Annotated in this window: 24 protein-coding genes; 16 read left to right on the top strand and 8 right to left on the bottom strand. The window is 38.3% G+C overall.

The features are described 5' to 3' along the window. Nucleotides 1-68 precede the first annotated feature (68 nt). A complete protein-coding gene (locus O7C57_RS12020) occupies nt 69-677 on the bottom strand; it encodes a hypothetical protein (RefSeq protein ID WP_163861993.1) in 609 nt (202 codons plus the stop codon). A 210-nt stretch (nt 678-887) separates the two neighbouring features. On the opposite strand from O7C57_RS12020, the gene umoC reads away from it, so the two are divergent. Beyond that, complete coding sequence (gene umoC, locus O7C57_RS12015) at nt 888-1,316, top strand: lysozyme inhibitor LprI family protein (protein ID WP_154623861.1); 429 nt, start codon at nt 888-890, stop codon at nt 1,314-1,316. A gap of 86 nt (nt 1,317-1,402) precedes the next feature. Here the strand turns inward: umoC and pspF are convergent, their stop codons facing one another. After that, nucleotides 1,403-2,431 carry a phage shock protein operon transcriptional activator gene (pspF, locus tag O7C57_RS12010; protein WP_154623860.1) on the bottom strand — a complete coding sequence of 343 codons (1,029 nt, stop codon included), beginning with the start codon at nt 2,429-2,431 and terminating at the stop codon, nt 1,403-1,405. 278 nt (nt 2,432-2,709) lie between these two features. Between pspF and pspA the strand changes: the two genes are divergently transcribed. The 9 genes from pspA to O7C57_RS11965 all read left to right on the top strand — a co-directional run bounded on the left by pspA (nt 2,710) and on the right by O7C57_RS11965 (nt 9,688). After that, on the top strand, nt 2,710-3,381 hold the full coding sequence (gene pspA / locus O7C57_RS12005; RefSeq protein ID WP_154623859.1) for a phage shock protein PspA: 672 nt from the start codon (nt 2,710-2,712) through the stop codon (nt 3,379-3,381). Between the two features lie 79 nt (nt 3,382-3,460). Beyond that, nucleotides 3,461-3,691 carry an envelope stress response membrane protein PspB gene (gene pspB / locus O7C57_RS12000; RefSeq protein WP_154623858.1) on the top strand — a complete coding sequence of 77 codons (231 nt, stop codon included), beginning with the start codon at nt 3,461-3,463 and terminating at the stop codon, nt 3,689-3,691. Then, nucleotides 3,691-4,047, top strand: coding sequence for an envelope stress response membrane protein PspC (gene pspC / locus O7C57_RS11995; protein WP_154623857.1), 357 nt, complete (start codon nt 3,691-3,693; stop codon nt 4,045-4,047). Before pspB ends, pspC begins: the two co-directional genes overlap by 1 nt. A 92-nt stretch (nt 4,048-4,139) precedes the next feature. After that, on the top strand, nt 4,140-4,322 hold the full coding sequence (locus tag O7C57_RS11990; protein ID WP_154623856.1) for a hypothetical protein: 183 nt from the start codon (nt 4,140-4,142) through the stop codon (nt 4,320-4,322). 119 nt (nt 4,323-4,441) lie between these two features. Next, nucleotides 4,442-5,839, top strand: coding sequence for a YcjX family protein (locus tag O7C57_RS11985; RefSeq protein ID WP_269723182.1), 1,398 nt, complete (start codon nt 4,442-4,444; stop codon nt 5,837-5,839). Then, on the top strand, nt 5,836-6,891 hold the full coding sequence (locus O7C57_RS11980; RefSeq protein WP_154623854.1) for a YcjF family protein: 1,056 nt from the start codon (nt 5,836-5,838) through the stop codon (nt 6,889-6,891). Before O7C57_RS11985 ends, O7C57_RS11980 begins: the two co-directional genes overlap by 4 nt. Before the next feature lie 238 nt (nt 6,892-7,129). Beyond that, on the top strand, nt 7,130-8,695 hold the full coding sequence (gene tyrR / locus O7C57_RS11975; protein ID WP_269723181.1) for a transcriptional regulator TyrR: 1,566 nt from the start codon (nt 7,130-7,132) through the stop codon (nt 8,693-8,695). Continuing rightward, nucleotides 8,688-9,110: a hypothetical protein gene (locus tag O7C57_RS11970; RefSeq protein ID WP_154623852.1), complete on the top strand. Its 423-nt coding sequence runs from the start codon at nt 8,688-8,690 to the stop codon at nt 9,108-9,110. The genes tyrR and O7C57_RS11970 overlap by 8 nt, the downstream gene beginning before the upstream one ends. 203 nt (nt 9,111-9,313) lie before the next feature. Continuing rightward, nucleotides 9,314-9,688 carry an ATP-binding protein gene (locus O7C57_RS11965; protein ID WP_154623851.1) on the top strand — a complete coding sequence of 125 codons (375 nt, stop codon included), beginning with the start codon at nt 9,314-9,316 and terminating at the stop codon, nt 9,686-9,688. Nucleotides 9,689-9,734: 46 nt separating this feature from the next. Here the strand turns inward: O7C57_RS11965 and tpx are convergent, their stop codons facing one another. Then, nucleotides 9,735-10,238 carry a thiol peroxidase gene (tpx, locus tag O7C57_RS11960; RefSeq protein WP_163861972.1) on the bottom strand — a complete coding sequence of 168 codons (504 nt, stop codon included), beginning with the start codon at nt 10,236-10,238 and terminating at the stop codon, nt 9,735-9,737. A gap of 502 nt (nt 10,239-10,740) precedes the next feature. Between tpx and O7C57_RS11955 the strand changes: the two genes are divergently transcribed. Both O7C57_RS11955 and zntB read left to right on the top strand, forming a co-directional pair. Continuing rightward, nucleotides 10,741-12,363 carry a peptide ABC transporter substrate-binding protein gene (locus O7C57_RS11955; RefSeq protein ID WP_196713035.1) on the top strand — a complete coding sequence of 541 codons (1,623 nt, stop codon included), beginning with the start codon at nt 10,741-10,743 and terminating at the stop codon, nt 12,361-12,363. Between the two features lie 363 nt (nt 12,364-12,726). Beyond that, nucleotides 12,727-13,710: a zinc transporter ZntB gene (gene zntB, locus O7C57_RS11950; protein ID WP_154623848.1), complete on the top strand. Its 984-nt coding sequence runs from the start codon at nt 12,727-12,729 to the stop codon at nt 13,708-13,710. A gap of 369 nt (nt 13,711-14,079) precedes the next feature. On the opposite strand, the gene ttcA is transcribed toward zntB, so the two are convergent. The 3 genes from ttcA to O7C57_RS11935 form a co-directional block, all read right to left on the bottom strand. After that, nucleotides 14,080-14,994, bottom strand: a complete 915-nt coding sequence (gene ttcA, locus O7C57_RS11945; protein ID WP_163861967.1) for a tRNA 2-thiocytidine(32) synthetase TtcA — start codon at nt 14,992-14,994, stop codon at nt 14,080-14,082. 727 nt (nt 14,995-15,721) lie between these two features. Next, nucleotides 15,722-15,970, bottom strand: a complete 249-nt coding sequence (locus tag O7C57_RS11940) for a helix-turn-helix domain-containing protein (RefSeq protein ID WP_154635587.1) — start codon at nt 15,968-15,970, stop codon at nt 15,722-15,724. Between the two features lie 386 nt (nt 15,971-16,356). Next, entirely contained in the window at nt 16,357-17,049 is a 693-nt protein-coding gene (locus O7C57_RS11935; RefSeq protein ID WP_247048066.1) for an aspartate/glutamate racemase family protein, read from the bottom strand. Nucleotides 17,050-17,301: 252 nt separating this feature from the next. Between O7C57_RS11935 and O7C57_RS11930 the strand changes: the two genes are divergently transcribed. After that, nucleotides 17,302-17,634 (top strand): MliC family protein, encoded by a 333-nt coding sequence (locus tag O7C57_RS11930; RefSeq protein ID WP_154635585.1) that lies wholly within the window; start codon nt 17,302-17,304, stop codon nt 17,632-17,634. A gap of 131 nt (nt 17,635-17,765) precedes the next feature. Here O7C57_RS11930 and O7C57_RS11925 read toward each other — a convergent pair whose 3' ends face one another. Together O7C57_RS11925 and O7C57_RS11920 are read right to left on the bottom strand one after the other, a co-directional pair. Continuing rightward, entirely contained in the window at nt 17,766-18,392 is a 627-nt protein-coding gene (locus tag O7C57_RS11925; RefSeq protein WP_247048068.1) for a glutathione S-transferase family protein, read from the bottom strand. 158 nt (nt 18,393-18,550) lie between these two features. Then, a complete protein-coding gene (locus O7C57_RS11920; RefSeq protein WP_269723180.1) occupies nt 18,551-21,856 on the bottom strand; it encodes a M66 family metalloprotease in 3,306 nt (1,101 codons plus the stop codon). A 512-nt stretch (nt 21,857-22,368) separates the two neighbouring features. Here O7C57_RS11920 and O7C57_RS11915 point away from each other — a divergent pair. Genes O7C57_RS11915 through O7C57_RS11905 form a run of 3 tightly spaced genes read left to right on the top strand, consistent with a single transcriptional unit; the run spans nt 22,369 to nt 25,935 of the window. Continuing rightward, nucleotides 22,369-23,292: a substrate-binding domain-containing protein gene (locus O7C57_RS11915; RefSeq protein ID WP_375097497.1), complete on the top strand. Its 924-nt coding sequence runs from the start codon at nt 22,369-22,371 to the stop codon at nt 23,290-23,292. Nucleotides 23,293-23,347: 55 nt separating this feature from the next. Then, nucleotides 23,348-24,904 carry a sugar ABC transporter ATP-binding protein gene (locus O7C57_RS11910; RefSeq protein ID WP_247048016.1) on the top strand — a complete coding sequence of 519 codons (1,557 nt, stop codon included), beginning with the start codon at nt 23,348-23,350 and terminating at the stop codon, nt 24,902-24,904. An 11-nt stretch (nt 24,905-24,915) separates the two neighbouring features. Further along, nucleotides 24,916-25,935: an ABC transporter permease gene (locus tag O7C57_RS11905; protein ID WP_154622582.1), complete on the top strand. Its 1,020-nt coding sequence runs from the start codon at nt 24,916-24,918 to the stop codon at nt 25,933-25,935. Nucleotides 25,936-26,100: the final 165 nt, after the last annotated feature.

Raw genomic sequence — 26,100 nt, 5'->3', positions numbered from 1 at the left:
TGGGTGCTGGCTTTTTTTTATCTAAAAACTATGGGGTTAAAGTGGTTTTTAGCTAGTCTGTGTGAGAGTTAATTGATTAAACCCACTGTTTTCAAATCATTCTCATTCACATTACCCTGTAAAGTACACATTATCCTGACGATCCCACTTTCCTTGTTTGCTTCAATAAAAAAGAGTTTTTCTGCCCAGTCATTTGTTGGGGAGATACGACTAATCGGCGTTAAATTTTTTTGCCAAGGCGCTGAAATAGCATCTCTTATCATTGAATTAGCGACATAAAACTCACCTCCCTCAGTGAGTGGGATCTGGGTGGATAAACGTTGAATGACCTCCTGTTCAGGTAGCGATGTTTCAAACCCCCAATAATAAAAGGTTTCATCAATTTTATTATTCGAAATTTTGTTGTCACGCTCGAGGTCAATCGCGATAGCCACAAAACGAGTCAACTCAATGCCTTCTTCGGTCGTGTATTGCAGTGGAATGGTGAGGCCGGAATCACTAAATAATTGTGAAAGCGTGATATTTTGAGGAAGGGTATCAAGTTGCGAATCGTGTTTGACTTTATCAAAAAACCGATGATCGCAGAACGAGAGGGATTCGATAATACTATTGGCATTGACAGAGTAGGTAAGACCCATAAATAAAAAAAACAAGGTCACTTGTTTAATGATTTTCATTTATTACCCTCAAATAGTAGTCATAAGCAGTTATAAGTGCAAATAATGAGTAAGTTAGAAATTCAATTGTTATCGATATAAATTAAATTAAAGTAAATGTCATATATTTTCGTTATGAATTATTTTATATTTATTTGATTGTACGTAATTTTACTCATTTGGTGTTGAGGTGGTTAAATCTCAATATATTAGATAATAGTAGAGTGATATATGAATATTAACAATATGAAAAAAACAATGCCTATTATTTTAACTACGTTATTATTATCTTATTCAAGTATGTTATTCGCTGCAAACGGAAATATAGCGAATTCATTAGCGCAATGTTACCAAGAAATAGGTGATAATCCACGGACACAAATAGCGGATTGCTTAAAAGTCAAATTAGTTGTTGCAGAAAAAAATATGAATGAATCTCTGTTAAAAGCCAGAGAAAGCTTAGCTGCCGTTGATTCTAGCGCCACTAAACCAGCACTTGAATCATTGGCGACATCGCAAAAAGATTTTATCGTATATCGTAATAGCGAATGCCAACGTCAATCAGATACCCTTTTAGGGGGGAGTGGCGCAGGCGATATTTATCTCGCTTGTCAAATAGAGCAAACAGAAATGAGAACGAAAACATTACAAGAAAAATAATGCATTGATGATGAGTAAGCCGATTGTTTAGACTTACTCAACTCATGTGTTATTTTACAAAAATAATGAATAAATTAAATATGATTTCAATTAGAAAACTCATCGTTATCAAAATTTAAATTAAGTTCAATCTGATGCTTTTTAATTAAACCTCTGATTTGATCGTAGCTCAGAGATAATCGTTGAGCCGCTTTTCGTTGATTAAATTGACTCTGCTGTAAAGCTCGCTCGACTAATTGTTTTTCACTTTGTTGCTGCCAAAGGCGTAAATTACACGGTAAAGAAGGAAGGGATATAGACTTATGCACTATTGGCGTATTTGTATCTGAAAGTTCAGCGAGTTTTTCGCCGAATGGGTCAAAAATAATAGTATCAACAGGCGCTTCTTTGTTTCCATGACGATAAACGGAACGCTCTACAACGTTTTTTAATTCACGGATATTGCCGGGCCATGAATATTGCTCTAAGGCCTGTTGGGCCGCAGAGGTAAAACCTGTGAAATAAGGGCGTTTTAGTTCACCACTCATGGCGATAGCAAAGTGCTCCGCGAGCAACATAATGTCAGATATTCGTTCACGTAATGGTGGAATGCGGATGACTTCAAACGCTAACCTATCGAGTAGATCTGCCCTGAAGCGGCCTTCCTTCGCCAATATCGGTAAGTTTGCGTTAGTTGCACACACCAGACGAACGTCAACTTTTAATGATTGGCTACCGCCTACTCGTTCTAATTCACCATATTCGATAACGCGCAGGAGCTTTTCTTGTACTGACATGGGCGCAGTAGCCAGCTCATCGAGAAAGAGTGTGCCTTTATCGGCGCGCTCAAAGCGGCCTTGATGTCGTTTTTGAGCGCCTGTAAAAGATCCCGCTTCGTGGCCAAATAATTCAGAATCCAGTAAATTCTCATTGAGTCCGCTGCAATTGAGAGAGATAAAAGGCTCTTGCCAGCGAGGTGAAAGATAATGCAGACGATCTGCAATGAGCTCTTTTCCGGTTCCTCGTTCACCAATAACTAATATAGGTTTATTAAGTTTGGCCAGTTCTGAAGTTCGCTCAAGTACATCTAAAAAGTTGGAAGAATTACCAATAATGATATCGTTCGTATTTTTCATGGTTATTTTCACCAATAGTTGGTTTTATTGACCAGTTTAAGACTATAGTCTAGAACGAGAATGATTGATACTAAAATAATTAATTCATTATAAATCAATGTGTTGTATTTTATTTTTATAAGTTGGCACAGTGGTTGCAATATACTGATTGTAATAAGCAAGATATCACTGCCATCATTTGGCTAAGTCAGTTTTACTATGGAGCGTCACGTATTGGTTGGAAGCCAAAGTGGGTTGAGGCTCTACTGAATGATAAATCCATCAAGAGGATATAAATAATGGGTATTTTTTCACGTTTTGCCGACATCATTAATGCAAATATCGCATCTTTACTCGATAAAGCAGAAGATCCACAAAAAATGATCCGCCTGATGATTCAGGAAATGGAAGATATGTTGGTTGAAATTCGTTCTACATCGGCTCGAACTTTGGCAGAGAAAAAAGGTTTAGAGCGCCGAATCGAAATGGGCGAAAAACAGATTGCGGATTGGCAGGAAAAAGCTGAGTTAGCCTTAGTTAAAGACAAAGAAGACTTAGCGCGTGCCGCACTGATTGAAAAACAGAAAGTTAATTCAATGGTTGATACCTTGAAACATGAGCTTATTATTGTTGAAGAAACGCTGGCTCGCTTAAAAGGTGAAATTACTGAGCTCGAAAACAAACTGCAAGAAACTCGCGCGAAACAGCAATCAATGGTGGTTCGTTTAGAAGCCGCGCAATCAAGCCGCAATGTACGTCGCCAACTTGATAGCGGTAAACTTGATGAAGCGATGGCGCGTTTCGAACAGTTTGAGCGTCGTATTGACCATATGGAAGGCGAAGCGCAAAGCTACGGTATCGGTAAGCAAAAATCGTTGGATCAACAATTCGCTGAATTAAAAGCGGATGATGAAATCAGTGCACAGTTAGCTGCTCTTAAGGCTAAAATTAACACTAATAAAGAACAGTAATTTATCATCCTAATCCCTAGTGCGGTTCACGATTGCACTAGGGAGAAACGGATATAACCATTTGATATAAGGAAATGTGATGGGCTATGTTTTTCTGTCTCTCGTCTTAATTGTTTTTCTTATTTTTATTCTGCCATTTTGGTTGTGGTTGCATTACAACAAGCAAAATAATAGGCAGGGGAGCCAGCTAACAGAAAATGAAATTCAGCGTTTAGTGCAGCTTGCAGAACAATCACAGCGTATGCAACAACGTATCAAGACGCTAGAAGATATTCTGGATGCGGAACATCCTAATTGGAGGCAAAAATAATGACTGATTTTCGCAACCGTAAATTATATCGTTTAACTGACCGCCGTGTTTTTGGTGGGGTATGCTCTGGTATTGCACAGTTTTTAGACCTACCGGTTGCATTAGTCAGAGCATTAGCTGTATTAGCACTGTTTATGAGCTTTGGGATAACACTGATCCTCTATATTGTGATGTGTTTTGTGGTGCCAAAAGCACCGAGTGGTTATCAAAGCGAACAAGATATCAGTGTGGAAGTAACGAATTTATTTAATGAGGTTGATGCGCAGTTAAAATCGGGAGAACAACGTCTACGTCAAATAGAACGTTATGTCACGTCTGATACCTATACCGTGAATAGTAAGTTCCGTCATTTATAATACATGAATGCCCTCACATTTTCGGGGAATAGAACTCGGGTTGTATTCCCTAAAATGGCTTTCTTGATTCATTAAATTCATGTGGTAGCACCATGCAAATGGATATTAAACGTAAATTAAAACGGCAAGCCAAAAAGCAAGCGATTAGTAAAGGGTTAAAAATCATTGTCACTCTTGCAATCACTTATGGGCCCGGTGGGATTATTGGTAAAATATTAAAAATAGTAGGCAGTAAATGGGTGATAGGCTATTTCACACAAAGGATGGTGAAATAATCATATTAAACGTTGTGTTTATTTATTGAACGATATAAAAACAATTTGCACTCAACAAATTAGAGATGCTGAATTTATGCTAAATTAGGCATTAATAATATTGAGCGAGTGGGAGAACTATGAAACGGCTGCAAAATGAATTGACCGATATGGTAAATCGTAGTGTCGATCGCCATGTCAGACTCGCAGTAACCGGACTTAGCCGTAGTGGAAAAACGGCATTTATTACTTCTCTTGTGAATCAACTATTGAATGTGAATAGTGGTGCTCGATTACCGCTATTTTCTGCTGCGCGGGATAAACGTTTACTTGGGGTAAAGCGCATTCCTCAACGTGATTTTTCAATTCAACGCTTTACCTATGATGAAGGCATTGCGCAACTATATGGCAATCCACCTCAATGGCCAACACCGACGCGCGGCGTGAGCGAAATACGTTTAAAATTACATTATCGTTCAAATGACTCTTTTTTCCGGCGGTTTGTGGATAACTCATCGTTATACCTTGAGGTCGTCGATTACCCCGGCGAGTGGTTACTTGACCTCCCGATGCTTGACCAAAACTACGTAGATTGGTCACTTCAAATGCAAAAACTGCAAAATGGGGAACGCGGTAAATTAGCGCAAGAATGGTTAACTTTGTGTGAGTCCTGTGACCCATTGGCACCCGCTGATGAGAATTTATTGGCAGCGATTTCGACAGCCTACACCGCTTATTTAGAGCAGTGTAAAGCACAAGGACAGCATTTTATTCAGCCTGGACGTTTTGTTCTGCCTGGTGAATTAGCAGGTGCACCGGCATTACAATTTTTTCCATGGCCTAACATTGAAAAATATAGTGAAAAACAACTTTCTCAAGCCGATAAACATACCAACTTTGGCATGTTACAGCGTCGCTACCAGTATTATTGCGAAAACGTGGTAAAAGGTTTTTATAAAGATCACTTCCAGCGTTTTGATCGCCAAATTGTGTTAGTTGATTGCTTACAGCCATTAAATAGTGGGCCTGATGCTTTTAATGATATGCGTATGGCGCTGACGCAATTGATGCGTAGCTTCCATTATGGTAAGCGTACTTTACTAAGACGCCTATTTTCTCCCTGTATTGATAAACTCTTGTTTGCGGCAAGCAAAGCAGACCATGTCACGCCTGATCAACATGCTAATTTAGTATCGCTATTGCAACAGCTGGTACAAGAAGCATGGCAAAATGCAGCATTTGAAGGGATCAGCATGGACTGTATGGGGCTAGCCTCAATTCAAGCTACCGAAAGCGGCATTATTGATTATCAAGGGGAAAAGCTACCCGCATTAAAAGGTGAGCGTTTGAGTGATGGTCACTCAATGACATTCTATCCTGGCGAGGTGCCGAAAAGATTACCGAGTGAAACATTTTGGCAAAATCAGCGGTTTGAGTTTGAAAATTTTCGTCCTCGACAAACACCGTTTGACCAGCCGTTGCCTCATATTCGAATGGATAGTGCGCTTGAGTTCTTGTTGGGAGATAAATTGAAATGAATGAACCTATCAAACAACGCGTCGATTTTAATCAAAATAGTCGTGTTGAACAGACTGAAACACTAAAAAAAGCCCATCATTTTGATTCACAAGAGCAACATAAATTTATCCCCGTAGAAGCTGAAGCGGAACAAGATATTCAGGAAGGGGAAGTGGAAAGTCTCATCAATGAGGCGCTAAGACCAAAACGTAGTTTTTGGCGTAAGCTAGTCGGGACAGCGATAGGTATCTTTGGGGTGAGTGTGATCGCGCAATTGGGGATCTGGATCCATACCTCATGGGTAACTCAAGATTGGACAGCACTAGGTACTGCGGCAGCTGGCGGATTAATTGTTGTTGCTGGTGTTGGTTCTGTGGTCACAGAGTGGCGTCGTTTGTATCGTTTAAAAGAGCGCGCTCAGGAACGTGATATTGCGCGTGAGTTACTCCATAGCCATGGCATGGGGCAAGGGAAAGCATTCTGTGAAAAACTGGCCAAACAATCCGCCCTTTCTGCTCAACACCCAGCAGTACAGCATTGGCAGGCCACGCTTCATGACTCGCATAACGACCGTGAAGTTGTTGAGTTATATAGCCAGTTAGTTCAACCCGTTCTTGACGAACAAGCACGTAAAGAAATTAGTCGTTCATCGGCAGAGTCTGCTTTGATGATTGCAGTCAGCCCACTTGCAATTGTTGATATGGCATTTATTGCTTGGCGCAATATTCGCTTAATAAATAGAATTGCAGCCATTTATGGTATTGAGTTGGGCTATTACAGTCGCATTCGATTATTCAGAATGGTACTGATTAATATCGCTTTTGCGGGAGCTTCGGAATTAATTCGTGAAGTAGGCATGGATTGGCTATCTCAAGATATTACGGCTCGTTTATCTACACGTGCGGCACAAGGTATTGGTGCAGGACTATTAACCGCTCGGTTAGGCATCAAGGCGATGGAATTGTGTCGACCATTGCCATGGATTGAGGATAAGCCAAGGTTAGCCGATTTTCGTGGACAATTACTGAGCCAAATCAAAAGGGCAATGCCCAGTAAAAAAGCGCCCCAATAAATCACGATATTGCTGGTAGGTGGACTGAATAGTAAAGTACACTTTCCAGCAAAAAAACGCCTAATTGTTATTTGTCCGATTAAATGCGTTTATTATTCCTTGTTCTAATAGTGATTTTCTCTGTTTTTCCTTATTGTAAATCACGGGTGTCAACAATATGTGACACATGTGCTGTATTCTTACCGTAAATCAAGCTAAAATAATAAGCCTATATCATTTCTGCTAAAGGTTTTTATCCATGCGTCTCGAAGTAACTTGCCAAGATCGGATCGGTCTAACGCGTGAATTGCTTGACTTATTAGTCTTACAGAATATTGTTCTTAAGGGTATTGAGATATCAGCACAGAGACGGATTTACCTTAATTTCACACCTGTTGATTTTCAGGTATTCAGCACACTAATGGCGGAGATACGTCGTATTAATGGTGTGATTGATGTACGTCGCATCTATTTCATGCCGTCAGAGCGAGAGCATAAGGCGGTATGGGCACTGTTAAACTCATTCCCAGAGCCTGTCCTATCCATTGATAATAAGTTGAATATTGAATTAGTTAACCCGATGTCATTACAGATTTTTGGGGTTGATGAAAACAAGATAAAACAAAAAACCTTTTCACAGCTCGTTGGCAATCACGGTTTACAACGTTGGTTTGAACGCGAAGATCCCGAACCTTACACAGAAAGAGTCACCGTTAAAGGCAATGACTATCTGATGCAAGTTACGCCGATTGTTTTGGCGGATGAGAATGGTAAGTTGCACTGTACCGGTGCTGTTTTATTATTAAAATCTGTCGCGTTACTCGAAAAGCAACGAAAACAAATCGTTGGTGTGGATACGGAAGGATTCGATTTAATTATCGCCAATAGTCCCGCAATGTCACATGTGGTTGAACGTGCAAAACGCATTGCCATGTTAGATGAACCATTATTATTGGTTGGGGAAACTGGCACAGGAAAAGATATTTTAGCGAAAGCATGCCATTTGCACAGTCCGCGTGGTAATGCGCCTTTCTTAGGTTTAAATTGCGCATCAATGCCTGATGATGTGGTTGAAAGTGAATTATTTGGCTATGCGGCTGGTGCATATCCAAATGCAGTAGATGGTAAAAAAGGTTTCTTTGAACAAGCCAATGGTGGAACCGTCTTATTAGATGAAATCGCCGAAATGTCGCCACAAATGCAAATCAAGTTACTGCGTTTTTTAAATGATGGCACATTTAGACGGGTGGGTGAGGAGCGAGAAGTGAAAGTGGATGTGCGGGTTATTTGTGCAACACAAAAAAACCTGCCAGAACTCGTCGTTCAGAAGAAATTCCGAGAAGACCTTTATTATCGCTTAAATGTTTTGACGTTAACTATTCCGCCACTACGTGAAAGACAAGAAGATATATTACCCCTCACAGAAGCTTTTGTAGCTAACTTTTCTAAAGAACTGAATATTACAAAACCACGACTAGCACCGTCTCTAATTGATTATTTAAGCCGTTATTATTGGCCTGGTAATGTCAGACAACTACGAAATGCGATTTATCAAGGATTGATACAGCTAGAAGGGGAAGTGCTAAATTCGCATGATATTGATTTACCAGAAACAGATAATTTGCCCGCAGTAGCTGTTGATTCATTAAATGGCTCATTAGATGAAATAACCAAACGCTATGAAGCCTCAGTGTTATCACGTTTATATCGCGATTACCCAAGCACGCGTAAACTCGCAAAACGTCTTGAAGTGTCTCATACCGCGATTGCCAATAAATTACGTGAATATGGGCTAAACCAGAAAAAAGAGCCGGATAATGAATAAGTCCCTCATATTAGGCTTTTTATTCGTCTGCTTCATTGGGCCGAGCTATGGGCAGGAGTCAACACATTCACAAGTATTAGAGGATCTGTGCCGCAATCAACAACAAACACCTGAAGAGATTTATGAGAATGGTTATTTAATCGAATGTCATTTTGATGGGGCAGATATTCCTTCGGCATTTGAACGCTATAAACAGCTGGATATTGAAAACAACGCTAACTTTATTAACAAACTGGTTAGAAATAAAAATATGAAGGTGACATGCAGTCAAGGTGGTTGTGTTGAAGCAGAGTATTATTGGCCGAATGATAAACAGCTAGATATCAGTTTACTATTTGAAGGTGGAGAAACAACTTACAAATATACTGAAGAGGCAAAGGGAACTAAGCTCGAAATAAGGATGTTTCCTGATTAATCAGGCTGCACCCTATGCAAGTAACTCATCATTTTTTGAAAATATGTGATCGTTGGCGATTTTTTCGACCACAGTGATATCTTTTAGCACAGAAAGCAAACTATACTTAAATTAACTGAATATTCATTTGAAGTGTTAAAGCGATATTTTGATTGATGATAACGAAAACAGCAAGGCCGCCCGTGTGCCTGCAAGGAGTTGCTATGGATCAATTTGCTCTTAACTTTATTGTGAATACCAAACTGCGAGAATATCTCAATCAACGTCATTATCAAAATGATATGTTTGAGTCCGCCGCTTCAGCAGCAGAGTTATATTTAATGAATAGAGCGGCAGTGCGTTACCTAGAAAAAAGAAATCGTTTCACTTGGGAAGCGTTGGTCAAAAATGGTAACAAACCCCGTGATCTGATTATTGATATTCTCACCTCGTCATGCCCTGCCAATAAAGAGCAGGCACTGAAAATTCTCAGCTGTTGTTCTCACTCACTCGTGAATATGATGAGTGAAAATAAGTTATTTGCGAATGTGGTTAACGCAAAACAGCATAAAACCCTCAATTGGCTTTACGTAGAGTAATTGATTAGGGATGAGCAGCCAGTTTGAAACTGGCTGCATAATAGACTTATTTTAATGCATCAAGTGCTTTATCGTAATCAGGCTCTTCTGTAATTTCTGGAACCAATTGGCTATAAATCACTTTATCATTTTCATCTAAGACAACAACGGAACGCGCAGTTAAGCCTTTCAGTGGGCCACTGGTCATTGCAACGCCGTAGTTTTGAGCAAACTCAGGATTGCGGAAAGCAGAGAGGGTAACGACGTTATCTAAACCTTCTGCACCACAGAAACGTGCTTGTGCAAACGGTAAATCAGCTGAAATGCACAGTACAACAGTGTTGTTAAGGTCATTTGCTAATTGATTAAATTTGCGCACAGATGCCGCACAGACGCCGGTATCGACGCTTGGGAAAATATTCAGTACCTTACGTTTACCTTTGTAGTTTTCTAAAGTGACTTCAGACAGGTCTTTAGCCACTAGAGTGAATGCTTTTGCTTGTTGGCCAGCTTGTAAAAACTCACCGCTAACAGTGACATCATTACCTTTTAATTTAACTGACTGTGACATATCGATTTCTCCCATTAATGAGTCAGTGCGTGAAAGCGTGGATATTATTATTGATCAATTTGTTAACGACCAAGCTAGCACTAGATGCATTCAATATCAACATAGCACAGTGATTTTGGCTTCGGGGGGGATGCCGTTGCGGATAACTGCGTTTACGCATTATTGCGCGAAAAAAAGTCAGCTAAGTCGATGAACAATCATATGAATTGATAAAAAATTGTTCATAATACCTTGAAGAGATTAGGATAAATTTTAAAAGTATGAAATGCTTACAGATTAAGTCATCGTGTATAGATTTTTAATCGCTGAAAGAATATGATGCTGGAAAGGTTTTTTTGGCCGTTTTATAACGTCAGCAACCTTTAACCGAGGTATTTTATTGATTAATGGTATTTAAAGTACCTTCTTATTTGCTTAGTTAATTCTTTCTGTTTGTCCATTGACTTATATCCATAAGAGAGAGTTGCTAGTTCACTTTTGCTAATACGACAGAATTCCCAACATGCATAAACGCACACTTTCATCTTTAGCGATTGTTTTCACCGCGATGTTTACAGCAGCTCCTGTTATTTCGGCAGAGGTTCCTGCCGGAACAGTACTGGCAACAAAGCAAGAGGTAACCCGTCATCTTAAAGATGAACCGGCATCATTAGATCCAATAAAATCGGTTGGGTTGACCGAAGCACAAGTTATGCGTGACTTATTCGAAGGATTAGTGAATCAAGATAAGCATGGCAAACCGATTCCTGGCGTGGCTCAAAGTTGGAGTACGACGGATAATAAAACATGGCTTTTTAAATTACGTCCAGAAGCGCGCTGGTCGAATGGCGAACCTGTAACAGCGGAAGATTTTGTCTATAGTTGGCAACGTTTAGTGACGCCAGAAAATACCTCTCCATTTGCATGGTTTGCGGCATTAGCTGGGATCAATAATGCACAACAAATTATTGATGGAAAACTACCTGCTGAGCAATTAGGCGTTGAGGCCGTTGATAAACAGACGCTTAAAGTCGTTTTAGATAAACCAGTTCCTTATTTCCCTTCATTAACGGCTAACTTTAGTTTATTTCCGGTTCATGCGAATACGGTTAAAAAATATGGCGCAGACTGGATAAAAGTGAACCACTTAGTTGGAAATGGCGCATTTAAACTTACCGATAGAGTGGTTAATGAAAAAATCGTTTTAACCCAAAATCCATTCTATTGGGACAATGCGAATACGGTGATCACCAAAGTGACGTTTGTGCCAATAAACCAAGAGTCCAGTGCGACTAATCGTTATTTAGCGGGAGATTTAGATATTACTGAATCATTCCCTAAACAACGTTATCAAAAATTACTTGCCGAAATACCGAATGAGGTGTTTACCCCTGATCAACTTGGCACCTATTATTATGCCTTCAACACGCAGCGAGCACCGACTAACGATATTCGTGTACGCAAAGCGTTAGCGATGACGATAGATAGGCAAGTGATAGCCAAAAAGGTATTAGGTACTGGAGAGAAGCCTGCAAACCGTTTTACACCGGATGTAACCGCTGGTTTTAAACCACAAAAAAGTATTTATGAAAATTACACTCAAAAAGAATTGGATGAGCAAGCCAAAGTCTTATTGCAAGCGGCTGGTTATGGGCCCAAAAAACCACTTGAATTAGTGCTTTTATACAATAGCTCGGAAAATCACCAAAAAATTGCGATTGCCGTTGCCTCAATGTGGAAGAAAAAATTGGGCGTTGAGGTTAAATTAGTTAACCAAGAATGGAAAACTTATATTGATAGCCGCAATACAGGTAACTTTGATGTGATTAGGGCATCTTGGATAGGTGATTTTAATGAGCCATCAACCTTTTTGTCGCTATTAACCTCACAGCATAATGGCAATATTCCAAAATTTAATAATAAAAATTACGATGCGGTGATGGCTTCAGCAAGTATAGAAACTAACGAAGATTTACGTAATCGTTATTATAATCAGGCGGAAGCGATAATTGCACAAGAAGCACCAATAGCGCCAATTTATCAATATACTAATGGGCGATTGATTAAACCTTGGCTAAAAGGATACCCGATAGAAAACCCAGAAGATGTGGCTTACAGTCATAGTTTTTATATTATTGCACATTAATCGTACATTCAGCCTATATAGGTGATATGGGCTGTCTCTTTGTACGGCTAAAAAAGAAAAAACTCCTTCTGCTGGAGAGTCAGAAGGAGGACCAAAAAAGGAATAAACACTACACAGAGAATACTAGTGTAGTCCGATGTTAATTTATTGTTCTTTTGTGGCAAAAAGCCGTTGTTATTTAGCAATTATGGCGGTTTGGTGTTTGTCGTTATTTCATGACCTCTCCTTAATTGCAGGTTTTTTAACATTAGGTCTCAGTGTTATTCTCAATATGCGCTTGTTTTATAACCTTTGCTTGATATTCCTGCTGTATTCCCTCTATGCTATAACTAATAAATCGCTTAAATGGAAGGAGAATGCCGCATGGCGCTGATTTATGGTTCATTATTTCAGAGCTCAAACCCCGTACATGCATTTCAATTAAATGGAGACGGTGGGTTTCTTCCCATTGATGTTAATGCGAGTGCAACTCAGCAATCTCCTTTTTGGTTGCATTATGACTATAAAAATCGTGAGAGTGAGAAATGGATCCAACGGTCAGAACTACTTGGCGAACAAGTCAAAGCGGCACTTTGCGGTCATGCTGGCCGTTGGCGGATCTTACGAGTAGGGGATGGTGTTTTATTAACGTTACAAACATTAAATACGAATGCTGGCCAACGTCCCGAACAACTCGTTGCCTTTCGAGTATTTATTAACAGCCGCCTCATCATTTCCAGTCGCCATCGAAAAGTCAATTCATTAGATTCTGTGATAACAGACCTGAAAGAAGGCGTGGGTGCACAAAGTACCGGAGATTGGCTGGTGGAGGTTGCTGATGCCATTACCGATGAAATCAGCGATTTTACAGATACCCTACATGAACGTTTGATAGAAATGGAAGATACCATTCTCAATGGTGATATCCCTGAACGTGGTGAGCTCGCATTATTGCGTAAACAGATTATTGTCATACGCCGTTATATGGCGCCACAGCGTGATATGCTGGCACGTTTAGCGACGGAAAAACTATTGTGGATTGACGATACAGATAGAAGACGATTACAAGAAATTTCAGATCGTTTAGGTCGTTGTATTGAAGATTTAGACGGATTTGTAGCACGTACCGCGATTATGTCCGATGAAATAACGAACATGATCACCGAGATGATGAATCGTCGTATTTATACGATGTCTATGTTAGCGATGATTTTTTTGCCAACTACCTTTTTAACGGGGCTATTTGGCGTCAATTTAACCGGTATTCCTGGTAGTGAATCCAGATTCGCTTTTAGTGTATTTTGTCTTTTACTTGCTGCATTAATCGGAACCGTTTTCTGGTGGTTGAGAAAAAGTCGCTGGCTGTAGTCTGCAAGTTATTGGCATAAACCGACCCTAGTTTGAGGTAAATCAATAAAAGACCTATGGTTTTGGGGCACTATTAATCCCGCAGGTGAATGCAACGTTGAGCGATGAACGTTGTGCTCCATAATTGTAGTTTTTCTCATATTGAGTTCTTATACAGAATAATTGACCACTGTAATGCCGATGTATGTTACATCGGCTTTTTTTTATTCTAAATTTACGCAATCCACAGCCATTAGCGGTGTTTGAAGCATTAGCGCTGCAAACGTTCACTTTACAGATAGCTTATCGGGAGTGAATAGATTCTGTGAGTAAGGAAATAAATGCTCAAATGGGCAAAACAACCACCCTCTATCAAGGGTGGTGGGCTGGTTATTTAACTTCAATCACATCCAGACGTTGTGCCGTGAATGCCGGTCGCTCATCGTCGTCGAGCTGAGTTTGAGCAGGCATCTCTTCTCGATCAAAGGCAAGATCACCGCCATTAACGACTTCATCACCATGAGAAATATTTTTAAAATCAAATAGCTCAGTATCACACAAGTGAGATGGAACAACATTTTGTGTTGCTCTAAACATCGTTTCAATACGCCCTGGGTAACGTTTATCCCAATCACGAAGCAGATCTTTGATCACTTGACGTTGTAAGTTAGGTTGTGAACCACACAGGTTACACGGAATAATTGGAAATTCTTTTGCCTGCGAATAACGTTCAATATCTTTTTCACGACAGTAAGCAAGAGGGCGGATAACAATATGTTTTCCATCATCACTCATTAGTTTAGGGGGCATCCCTTTCAATTTACCACCGTAAAACATATTCAGAAAAAGTGTTTGTAATATGTCATCTCGGTGGTGTCCTAGCGCAATTTTAGTTGCGCCTAATTCTGTCGCTGTACGATATAGAATACCTCTACGTAAGCGTGAACATAATGAACAGGTCGTTTTTCCTTCAGGGATTTTTTCCTTGACGATGCCGTAAGTATTTTCTTCAACAATTTTATATTCAACCCCTAAATTATCGAGATATTCAGGCAAAATATGCTCGGGGAAGCCGGGTTGTTTTTGATCTAAGTTAACGGCAATCAGCGTGAAAGAGATTGGCGCACTTTTTTGTAAGCTTTGCAAAATAGATAGCAAAGTATAACTATCTTTACCACCAGATAGGCATACCATAATGCGATCACCCTCTTCAATCATATTGAAATCGGCAATAGCTTGTCCTACGTCACGGCGTAATTTTTTTTGTAGCTTATTGAAGTTATATTGTTCTTTCTGTGCGTTCATGTTTTGCTGTTCTGTACCGTTGCTGATTATACGTTAACTTAATGATAATTAATGGCTTATGTGTTCTTTTTGGATGCTAAGTTGATATAACAATTTGCACAACCTATGAATATTTTCTCTCACAAACAGAAAGAATAGGCTGTTACATGTGACAAACGATCCATTAAATTATCAAAAAGGAGGCCATAATAACAGATACAGGGGGGGTTTTGGTATGGATAAGTCTAGACAGAACAATTTTTTTGGGGCTGTAGTGGGTCACTGCGCCTCTATCGGGGTGCAATACAAGCAGAAGCCAAATGAAAAAATGAATATTATCAGACCAGTATTATGATTATTGTGGGGGTGATCATTTTGTATCTAACTGATTTATATTAATTTAAAAAAATTTTTGAGTATTCCATTCTGAAGTGTAATAACGGAATAAGTATAGCGTTAATACTATTATAAAATACAAGTATTTATCAAAATCTGCCGTCATTAAAGTAAAAACAGCTTTATAAAATTATTATTTTTAAAATAGCATAGGGTTATATCGATTACTCAAAATATGATTATTATTCTCTGTGAAGCGATAATATAAAGATATATGAATCATCAATTTTTAAAATGTCGACTAATAATAGTACGGAGAGGATTTATAAAAGATAATAAATATGATGATGCTTGAACAGTAAGGGGGGGGCCTCACTGCTCACTCTATAATATTCAACGAATGATGGACTTTTTATATCCATATGTTTTTTTCTGCGCCTTCGAAAGCATTAAGTAGATGCTTAATATCAATATCAAGAATACTTGAGATAATCACAAGATGCTCAACATAAATAGAAGAAGTTCCTGTTTCATATTGAATATAGTGACTCTCTGATATCTCCAGTGCCGTTGCCATTGTTAATGTTGAAATACGACGGGATATACGTAATTCTCTAATATATTTACCTAAAGCGATCCCTCTAGAATTTGAGTGCCTCATGATTCTATTATCCCTAGCATAAAAGAGTAATACTATTATCAGAAATAAAATGGATAATTCAATAGTCTAATTCCTATGTTAAATAAAAATAAAAGCGATAAAATGTCGCTTTATTAAATATTGGATTTACCCATAAATTAAGTAAAAAAATAGCTAATTGGTGAATTTGAAGAAAATAAAACTAATTTACGATTATGGAGATACTATGGCTAGATTAACCATATAAAATATGCTTATTCATTTATTTTTCATTGTAAATATAAACTAAGATTAAAAATGAAATTTAATATCAATTAGTTACTTAGTCTGATGAAAAAAGTGTCTGCCATTTTAATAAATAGCAGACATGTAATCATAGTGAGTCCAAATATGACTTAACGCAATATTTAGCTTAAGGCCAATTCAATGGCTTTTTGTGCGTGTAGGGCGGTTGTATCAAAAATAGGCACGGAAGTATCGTTTTGATTGACTAAAAGGGTTATTTCAGTACAGCCTAAAATGATCCCCTTAGCACCTCTTTCTACTAATGAAGCCATGATTTGTTGATACTGTTTCTTTGATGCATCTTTCACTTCACCCATACAAAGTTCTTGATAAATAATGTCATGGATAATTTTTCGTTCTTCAGGCATTGGCGTGAGCACGGTAAGGCCATATTTATCTTGAAGTCGCTGTTTATAGAAAGGTTGCTCCATTGTAAAAGCGGTTCCTAATAAACCGATGGTCTTTATTCCAGATTCGATAATATTTTCTCCAGTTGCATCTGCAATATGAAGTAGTGGGATATTAGTGCTCTCTTCAATATATTCGGCGACTTTATGCATCGTGTTAGTACATAACACAATAAAATCGGCTCCAGCGCTTTCAATACTTTTTCCCGCTTGCGCCAAATGTTGACCAGCCAGCGCCCATTGACCTGTCGCTTGCATATGTTCTATTTCAGCAAAGTCGACACTGTATAAAACAATTTTTGCTGAATGAAGGCCACCCAGTTGCCGTTTGACACCCTCATTGAGTTGCTGATAATAAAGTAAAGTTGATTCCCAGCTCATTCCCCCGATTAAACCAATGGTTTTCATTTTTATTTTTTCGCCTATTCCGTTTAAAAACATATTCTCGTTATAACAATAATGTCATTAAATGAACAGCATTAGCATGTAGTTTATACATGATACTAATTTAATAAGTATAAATTCTTATTTTAATTTAATGGGCGAAATTTACAGGTCAAAAAAAGAGTAATTACGGATGAATCTTATGTATCAAATAACGATTTTTGTAATGATATAGGCGTAGAGTCATAATGGTTCTAAGTGTTTCAAGGAGAATTTATGCGTAAAGTTATTACAGTTTCGGCAATAGCGCTTTTATCTGCATTAACAGCATCTTCTGCTTTTGCAGCAAAGACAGATACCTATAAGTGCGAAGATCAAAAAATTAGAGTTTCATTCCCAGACGAAGATACGGCTGTGATGCTTTATAGCGATGAACTTATCGTATTAAAAAGTGCTCCATCGGCAAGTGGTGCTCGTTATGTTGGGGAAAATATGCAGTTATGGGCTCAAGGAAAAAATGAGTTTAATCTAGCCTCAATTTCTGAAGATGATGTCGTCAATAAACGCGTTTCTGATGACAAAGGCCGTATCTGTAAATTAGTGAAGTAGGCAATTACTCTCAACGAGTTGTCTATTTTTTATTAATAAATTTAAATATTTATTATTGATTCTATAAAATAAAGTGGGGCAGTTATCTCTGCTACCACTTTATATAGGTTATTTCTGCTGCTATAACGGGTTTAAGCAATATTCGGGTCTAAATATAATTTTGCAGTAGGGCGAGCTAACATTTTTTGATAATAATGAGCGATCGCAGGAGCTTCTGGCCGAGTAATAGGCGTGAGTAACCAGCGATGAATCGATAACGCAATTGTAATATCTGCGACAGTAAATTGCTGACCACTAATAAAGTCACCGTTTTTTTCCAGCGCCTTTTCAAGAAGTAACATTTTACTATTCCAATCATGGGTACTCTTAGCAATTAATTCAGGGTATTGACTAAAACTGTCACTGTTGCGAACGAGAGTTAAAAAAGCGGCTCTCCATGCACTATTGAGTTCTGTTGCTTGCCAATCCATCCACTTTTCAACATCTGCTCTTGCTTCAGGATTTTCAGGTAAAAGATCGACACGTTGTGCCTTTGTGGCAAGATAGCGACAAATCGTATTACTTTCCCATAACACGCCACTGTCATGAATAAGTACGGGAACCAGCCCATTAGGATTGAGTTTAAGATAATCAGCTGATTTTAAACTTAATTCTTTTCCCCACTCAGGTTCATGAATAAAAGGTAGCTGAGTTTCACTTACAGCCCAAAGCACTTTTCTAACATTGATGGATGTAGTACGACCTAAAATTTTTAGCATAGTGGCCTCAAAAAGCATCAATAGAGATACTGGAAATAGCATAGCCTCGTAAAAACTGCAATTTGAAAGTCGTTATCGAGGGAAAAATAGCCATTATTGCTAATGCAAGAAATGTTCTAGCCCTTTATCAATAATAAAAAGGGCTAGAAGGCATCAATTTATTGAATAATACCGTTTACCATCGTATTAAGAGAGAGATTGCTAAGTGCTATATCTCTTGATGAAATAAGCTGATCATCAATAAATAACTCCGCTTTTATTGGGTTTAAATCACGCTCAATATTGATGTGGAATTTATTCATTAAATCTTTATTCGTTTGTTTTTCATCAAGCTGATATTTCTTTTTAGTTCCATCTGCTAATGTCACTGCAATATAAGGTTTGGTTTTATTAATCGTATGAGTGTCATACACCATGCCATAAGATCCTTCTAAAGCAGGGTAAATATAACTCTTTAATTGATTGTTGGTATCATAAAAACCTACCAAGGTGACAACGGGAACACCTTGTTTATAAGGTGTCTTACTGTAAGTATATTCAGAATGAGTCTCCCATGTGTTTCCATTTGAAATATAGTAAATTTTTGTATTTTCTTTGATTGTTTCAACCTGATCATTAACGTGTAGCGCTATACTGAGCTGAGAAGTACAATCGATTTCAATGACTTTATTGATATTTGTTACATCTGCTTTTGGTATATAAACATTTGGTGGGTAATGCGCGTTATAGCTATTGATTTTTATGTGGTCATTGACGTTAAGTAAGTCTATTAGCTGAGTTTCGGTTACATCATGACCGTTTTGGATTTTTGCCTCAATGAATATATTCTTTAGGCTATGAGGAAGTAAAAAATCTTCCATTTTTTGTGTATCTGAATTCCATTTTTTATAACCTGTTGATGATTCTTTACTAAAGACCGCATTATTTTCGAAATACTGTTGAATAGCTTCTGAACTTGCAGGCGTGTGTAATGTATAGGCGTTATAATCTACATCATAGATTTCTCCGCCAGACATCGCATCTTTCGCCATAGAGTGTTGCATAAAGGGTTCTGCCGCCATTTCACCTTCTTTCTTCTCTTTTAAATAGGTTGTTTGGTTTCGTTGTGCCTTTTCAAAATTTGGAATAAAGAAGTTATTGTCTGCATCCCAGCCCCAAGTTGAATTAGGTTTATCGGCTGTCGCATGAACGCCACCATGGAATCCTTTAAAATAGTGGCTTATGTGGTAGTTATGACCAAGTTCATGGCTAAATTCATTATCTACTGATTTCGACAATGTGGCTTTTCCTGCACCGCCAGACCAGCCGTGTACTTGTAGGCCATTTTTATACCTACCACGTGAATGATGGAGAGTGATTTGTGAGGTAGGTAAAAAACGGTTTTCTTCTAGTGAGGAAGAGTTAACCCCATAATTTGCCAAGTTAATGCCATCGGAAATCAGGCCTTTACCGATTATTTCCCTCATATCACCTTTATGGCCTCCACCTTCATCCGTTGAACGTTCAATTAAATATTGCCCATTAGGAAAAACAATTTCTTTTAAATAGACAGGGGCATAACTAGATACAATCATACGATTGACAGGAATTTGTTGATAGTATTGACGCTGAAGCTCAGGGTCTGTTTGAAACGCGAATTGATTTTTGTTTGGCGTTAACATTCCAATATCAATTGTATGCAATAAGAGCTCACTAGCAGCTCCAACTTTAATATCCGATAAAGTACCTTTCTGGTTTTTGTAATTAAACTCAAGCTCAATGCCGGGTTTAATAATGTGTTTAGGGAGAGAAATAGACCAACCATTTTCGATATATTTTATCTCTTCAGTTAACTCATTGATCAGTGGCTCATCTTTAGAAGTGCGCCAAAAGCCGTTTTCATCACAAACAAACAACTGATTTTCATTCGTTTTTATGGTTAATTTTTTATCGCCATAAAAAACATGACTACTATAATCCGCCTCAGAAGAGAAATAGATTTTTTTATTTTTAAATTTAACGTTGTTTTCTAATGTAAAATGTCTTGCCCAATTTGCATTGCGTGTTGCGATATGAATTGTATCATTATTTTCGATAATTTTATTAAAATAATCAATATCTCTGGATAGGGTTAGTAATTCTTTATTGGTGTTAATCTTTAAAGCAAATGAATTGGGAATATCATAATAGCTGTTTTCTTGGGTATTGGATTGAGTCTCTGCGATGGACCAAATACCATTTTGATCACTGACAAAAAGGAGACTATCATTAGTGACGATGCTGACTTTATTATCCCCGTAAACAACATCACTATTATAATGTGCCTTAGACGTGAACAGTATTTTTTTATTGGCATATTGACGACCATTAGGAATAATAAAGTCTTTTGCCCAATGACAATTTTTGGTCGTTATTTTGATAGCATCATTTTCACTGATAATTTGATGAAATAGCTTTGTATCATTGGATATTTTGTTAATATCGGCATTAGTACTAAACTCAGTGTCAAAAGAGTCTGGGATTTGATTTTTATGTTGATGTAACGCTTGTTTTAAATGTTGATTGAGTCTAGCGTCATCGCGGCTATACCAATTCCCAGAAGCATCACTTACCATAACAAAGGATTGTTGGTGTTCTCGTGAAATTGATTTATTTTTGTATTTTATATTAAGTTTAGCATTATCATCTAATTTAAATATAATTTTTTTATTAACATGATTTTTTAATGCATTCAAATTAATGTTTGATGTTGAATTGCCAATATCTAGTTGTATGATATTGTTTTCACTTATAATTTGATTAAAGTAACTTTTATCTGTCATGACTTTTTCAAGCATGTCGGATGAATTAATGTATAAATCACTTGCCTCGGGTATGTTAAAATCACTAGGTGTTAAATGGGTAAAGTTGTATTTTTTCCCTGCAATATTGGGGAGTTGAGACGGTGATAATAAATGAGTTGAATATATTTCTTCTTTTTTATCATTGTAGACTTTCACTTCAATATTTTCATTCTGCTTAATGGTTTCATGAGGTTTGAAAATAATAAGCGTTTTACGATCAGGAACAAGGTGAGGGTGTATATCACCGTCTATCCGGTTAACAGCGGGAATAATACTATTTTGAGCATAAAATACGTTCCCTTTAAGGTCGCCGGCGGTATCACTCGGATAATTATTTTGATTAAAATAAAAAACCTTACCTAATTTTTCTCTATAATCAGATAGTAATGCATTATAGCGGCTATCTTCATTTTTATTTTCAAGGGCTAATTTTCTATTATGTAAGGCCACCTCTAAGTGATGAGAAATTGAGGTGTTTTCATTCAGGAATTGCCATATATCATAGAGTGATAGGGTGTTACTGTGTAATGGATCAGACGCTCCAGTGATAGTTGAATTATTTATATTTTCATTAAATGAATTTGTGACCGGAATAATATTGTTTTGCTGGTTCTGACATACACATATCGTGCAAATTAACATATAAGTTCCTTTTAAGTGATTAATACTTTACTAATGAGTCCATCCTATTAACTAACGTTAATCATATATAAAAAAATAAAAATGATAAGAGAATAATTTTATAGTTAATCTTAAACTGCTACTTAATTATTCATTAAATAAGTAGCAATAAAATAGGGATTATCAGTGACTGCTTACCTATTGATTAGATTAAAAATAATCAACAAACACACTAAATGAAACAAACATTTCATTTTTATTGTAAGGAAATATAGGTGAAATGTCATGAAAAATTCAGCGATATACTGTCAACTATTGCTGCCATAGCGGGAATAATCTGTGATCCTCTTAACACTATTTTATGACTTTTGGCTTAATTTCGTTATCAACGCTACAAAAATAAAATTTTCATATAATAAAAATTGGAATGTATATTTCATTGATGTATACCTATGTTATCGCCATGTTAATAATTGGTGAAATTTAAACACATCTCTATTCATAATCAGTGGAAGGGCAAAATGAAAAATATCATGAAATTAACCGCGCTGGTTGCTGTACTTGGCTTGTCATCGCATGCGATGGCAAAAAATGAACAAATCGTATTTAGTCCACCAACACTGGCAAGCCCATTTGAAGTGCATATGCAAAAATCGGCGGTGAAAGTGGCCAAGGAACTGGATGTGAATATTCAAGTCTTGGATGGACAAGGTAGCTCACCTAAACAAGTTGCGGACATCGAAAACGCCATCACGCGTGGCGCACAAGGTTTCATTGTTTCACCCAATGATGTTAATGCTATCGCTGATGCCGTCGTTGAAATTCAAAATGCAGGCCTACCCGTTGTGACTCTGGACCGAAATATTAATGCTGAAAAACCTGTACCGCATTTTGGTGCCAATAATTATAAAGGCGGTTATGCCATCGCAGAGTATGTTAAGCAGCAGTTTCCTAATGGTGCTGATTTAATCTTAATTACAGGCCAACCAGGCTCCTCTTCTAACATTGAACGGACAAAAGGTATCCGCGACAGCTTAAAGGCAGGGGGGAGTAAATACCATTTAGTTGCAGATCAAAATGGTAATTGGATGAGAGCAGAAGGTATGAGGATCACAGAGAGCTTATTACCATCCTTACCCAAAAAACCGGATGTCATTCTCTCTGCTAATGATGATATGGCACTCGGCGCGATTGAAGCATTAAGTGCACAAGGATTTAAACCGGGTGAAGTGCTAGTGACAGGTTTTGATGCAAGTCCAGAAGCGCTTAGCCGTATCAAAGAGGGTTGGATGGCAGTAACGGCCGATCAGCGGGCAGGGTATGCAGTGAAAATGGCGATGGAACAATTGGTGAATAATATTCGCGATAAGCAAGAAATCACGGGGGCGGATTACCAACCGACCATTATTAGCAAAGATAACCTTGAACAAGCTGAACGTATTGGTGAATTGAAATAGTTACTTAGCATTATTCGGGGCTCTACGAGCCCTGTTTTCCTGAAAAGGAGTTTTTATGTCAGAGCCATTACTTAAAATTACTAATCTTGCCAAAAGCTTTTCAGGGATCTGGGCATTAAGCCAAGCACAGATGACTGTGATGCCAGGAGAGGTACATGCTTTATTGGGTGAAAATGGCGCAGGTAAATCGACCTTCCTCAAAGCATTAGCAGGGGCTCAACCGCAAACCAGTGGCGATATTTGGTTTAATGGTGAAATGTTGTCAGCCGTAGACTCTCCAATAGATCGTCAACAAAAGGGCATTATCACGATTTATCAGGAGTTTAATCTCCTTCCCAATATGACAGTAGCTGAAAACATGTTTCTCGGACGTGAAGCGCTTAAAATGCATTGGATGGTGAATGAAAAGGTGTTGAATCAAGAAGCTAAAGCGATTCTTGATTACCTTCAATTAGCGATTTCGCCAACGACTCAAGTCGCACGGTTAAGTGTGGCTCAACAGCAGATGATTGAAATTGCTCGAGCGTTAACCCTTAACGCTAAGCTTATCGTGATGGATGAGCCGTCTGCTGCACTAAGTGATACAGAAGTCGAAAGTTTACATCGTGTTGTCAGAGAATTGAAGAATCGAGGCGTAAGTGTCATCTATGTTACACACCGCCTACATGAGGTGTTTCAAATCTGCGATAAATTTACCGTGTTTCAAGATGGTCGCTATACGGGTTCAGGTAATGTGGCAGAAACAACCGTCCAAGAAATTATCCGTATGATGGTGGGCCGTAACGTTATTTTTGAACGTCGACCAGCGAGTGAAACCTATCATCGTGATAAGCCTATTCGTCTATCGATAAGGCACTTATCTAAAGCTAAGCCTCCACTCGACCCGCACGGTATTGCGCTTCATGATATTAGTTTTGATGTGCATGAAGGTGAGATTCTTGGCATTGCAGGATTAATGGGGGCTGGCAGAACTGAGATTGCACGTTGTTTGTTTGGGGCGGATAAATACACCACTGGGACGTTTTTTCTCGATGGAGAACCATATCAACCAACAACGCCAATGAATGCGTTAGACAAGGGAATTGCCCTGGTTCCTGAAGACCGCAAAAAAGAAGGTGCGGCATTGGGGCTGTCGATTCGCTATAACCTTTCGCTTTCCGCCTTATCCCATCTATTAAAAATGGGATGGATAGTGGATACCAATAAAGAAAACGCCTTGATAGACAGTTATCAGCAAGCACTACAAATAAAAATGGCCAGTAAAGAGCAAGAAGTGCGTAAATTATCGGGCGGAAATCAACAAAAAGTGATTCTTGCACGTTGTATGGCAATGGATCCAAAAGTATTAATTGTGGATGAGCCAACCCGGGGAATCGATGTTGGTACCAAATCAGAAGTGCATCAGGTCATTTTTGAAATGGCTAAAAAGGGGGTTGCAGTTATCGTTATTTCGTCTGATTTACCTGAAGTTATGGCTATTTCAGATAGGATCATCACATTAAGTGAAGGGCGATTAACTGGAGAAATGACGGGTGATGATGCGACAGAAGAAAAATTAATGACGATGATGGCGATTTGTCATCAAAATTTATCAGCAGAAGCTGCCGTATAAGAGAGGTTAATATGTTGCAACAACAATCTTCTACGGCAGTTAGCCGTAAAAAAATAGATTTTATTGCATTTTTCGAACGTTTTGGCGTATTGATTTTCATGGTACTGCTGGTGCTCTTTTTTCAAACACAAAACAGTAATTTTCTCACTGAACGTAATATTACTAACATACTCACTGAAGTCTCTATCTATGGAATTATGGCTGTTGGTATGACACTCGTCATTCTGACAGCAGGTATTGATTTATCGGTGGGATCGATATTGGCTGTTTGTGCAATGACAGCGGCATTCGTGATTAAAGGTGACAATTTAGTTGGTTTAGATCCGAATGCATGGGGGGGAATGAGTTGGTTAGTGGGATTAGCTATCTGCCTAGCGGTAGGAACGGGCATTGGTTTTTTACACGGTCTCGGTATCACTCGATTAAATATCCCTCCTTTTATCGTGACATTAGGCGGAATGACAATTTGGCGCGGTTTAACGTTAGTGATTAATGATGGCGCACCAATATCAGGTTTTGATGCCGGCTATCGCTGGTGGGGAAGAGGAGAATTATTAGGGATATCGGTGCCTATTTGGATTTTTGCGTTAGTGGCATTAATCGGTTATTTGGCTCTGCATAAAAGTCGTTGGGGACGTTTTGTTTATGCCGTGGGTAGCAACCAAGAAGCCGCACGATTGGCTGGAGTGAATGTAAAACGCGTTCTCGTGAGTGTTTACGTGGTCATTGGTTGTTTAGCTGGTCTGGCGGGGTTTGTATTAAGTGCTCGTTTAGGGAGTGCTGAAGCTGTGGCAGGTATGACGTTTGAGCTGCGTGTGATCGCCTCGGTCGTGATTGGAGGGACATCATTAATGGGAGGATATGGGCGTATAGGCGGGACAATAATTGGCTCAATCATCATGGGAATATTAATTAATGGTCTAGTTTTAATGAATGTCTCAGCGTATTACCAGCAGATCATTACAGGTTTAATTATTATTTTAGCTGTTGCTTTTGATACTTATGCGAAAAATCGCCGAGGGGCGAGTTAAATAATTAACCAATGATGATAGTACAAACACCTTTTTAAATGAATAAAAAGGTGTTTTTTTATCATAAAATAAAGTTAACCTTATAAATTAGTTTATTTTCAATTTGTGAATGTCGTTATGTTTTATTTTATGATTAGCACTTAGTGAGGTTTTAAGTATATATTT

Source organism: Providencia sp. 21OH12SH02B-Prov, assembly GCF_027362595.1.
Taxonomy (GTDB): domain Bacteria; phylum Pseudomonadota; class Gammaproteobacteria; order Enterobacterales; family Enterobacteriaceae; genus Providencia; species Providencia zhejiangensis.
The sequence above is the reverse complement of the archived record's forward strand: the minus strand, read 5'-3'. Positions and strand labels throughout refer to the sequence as shown.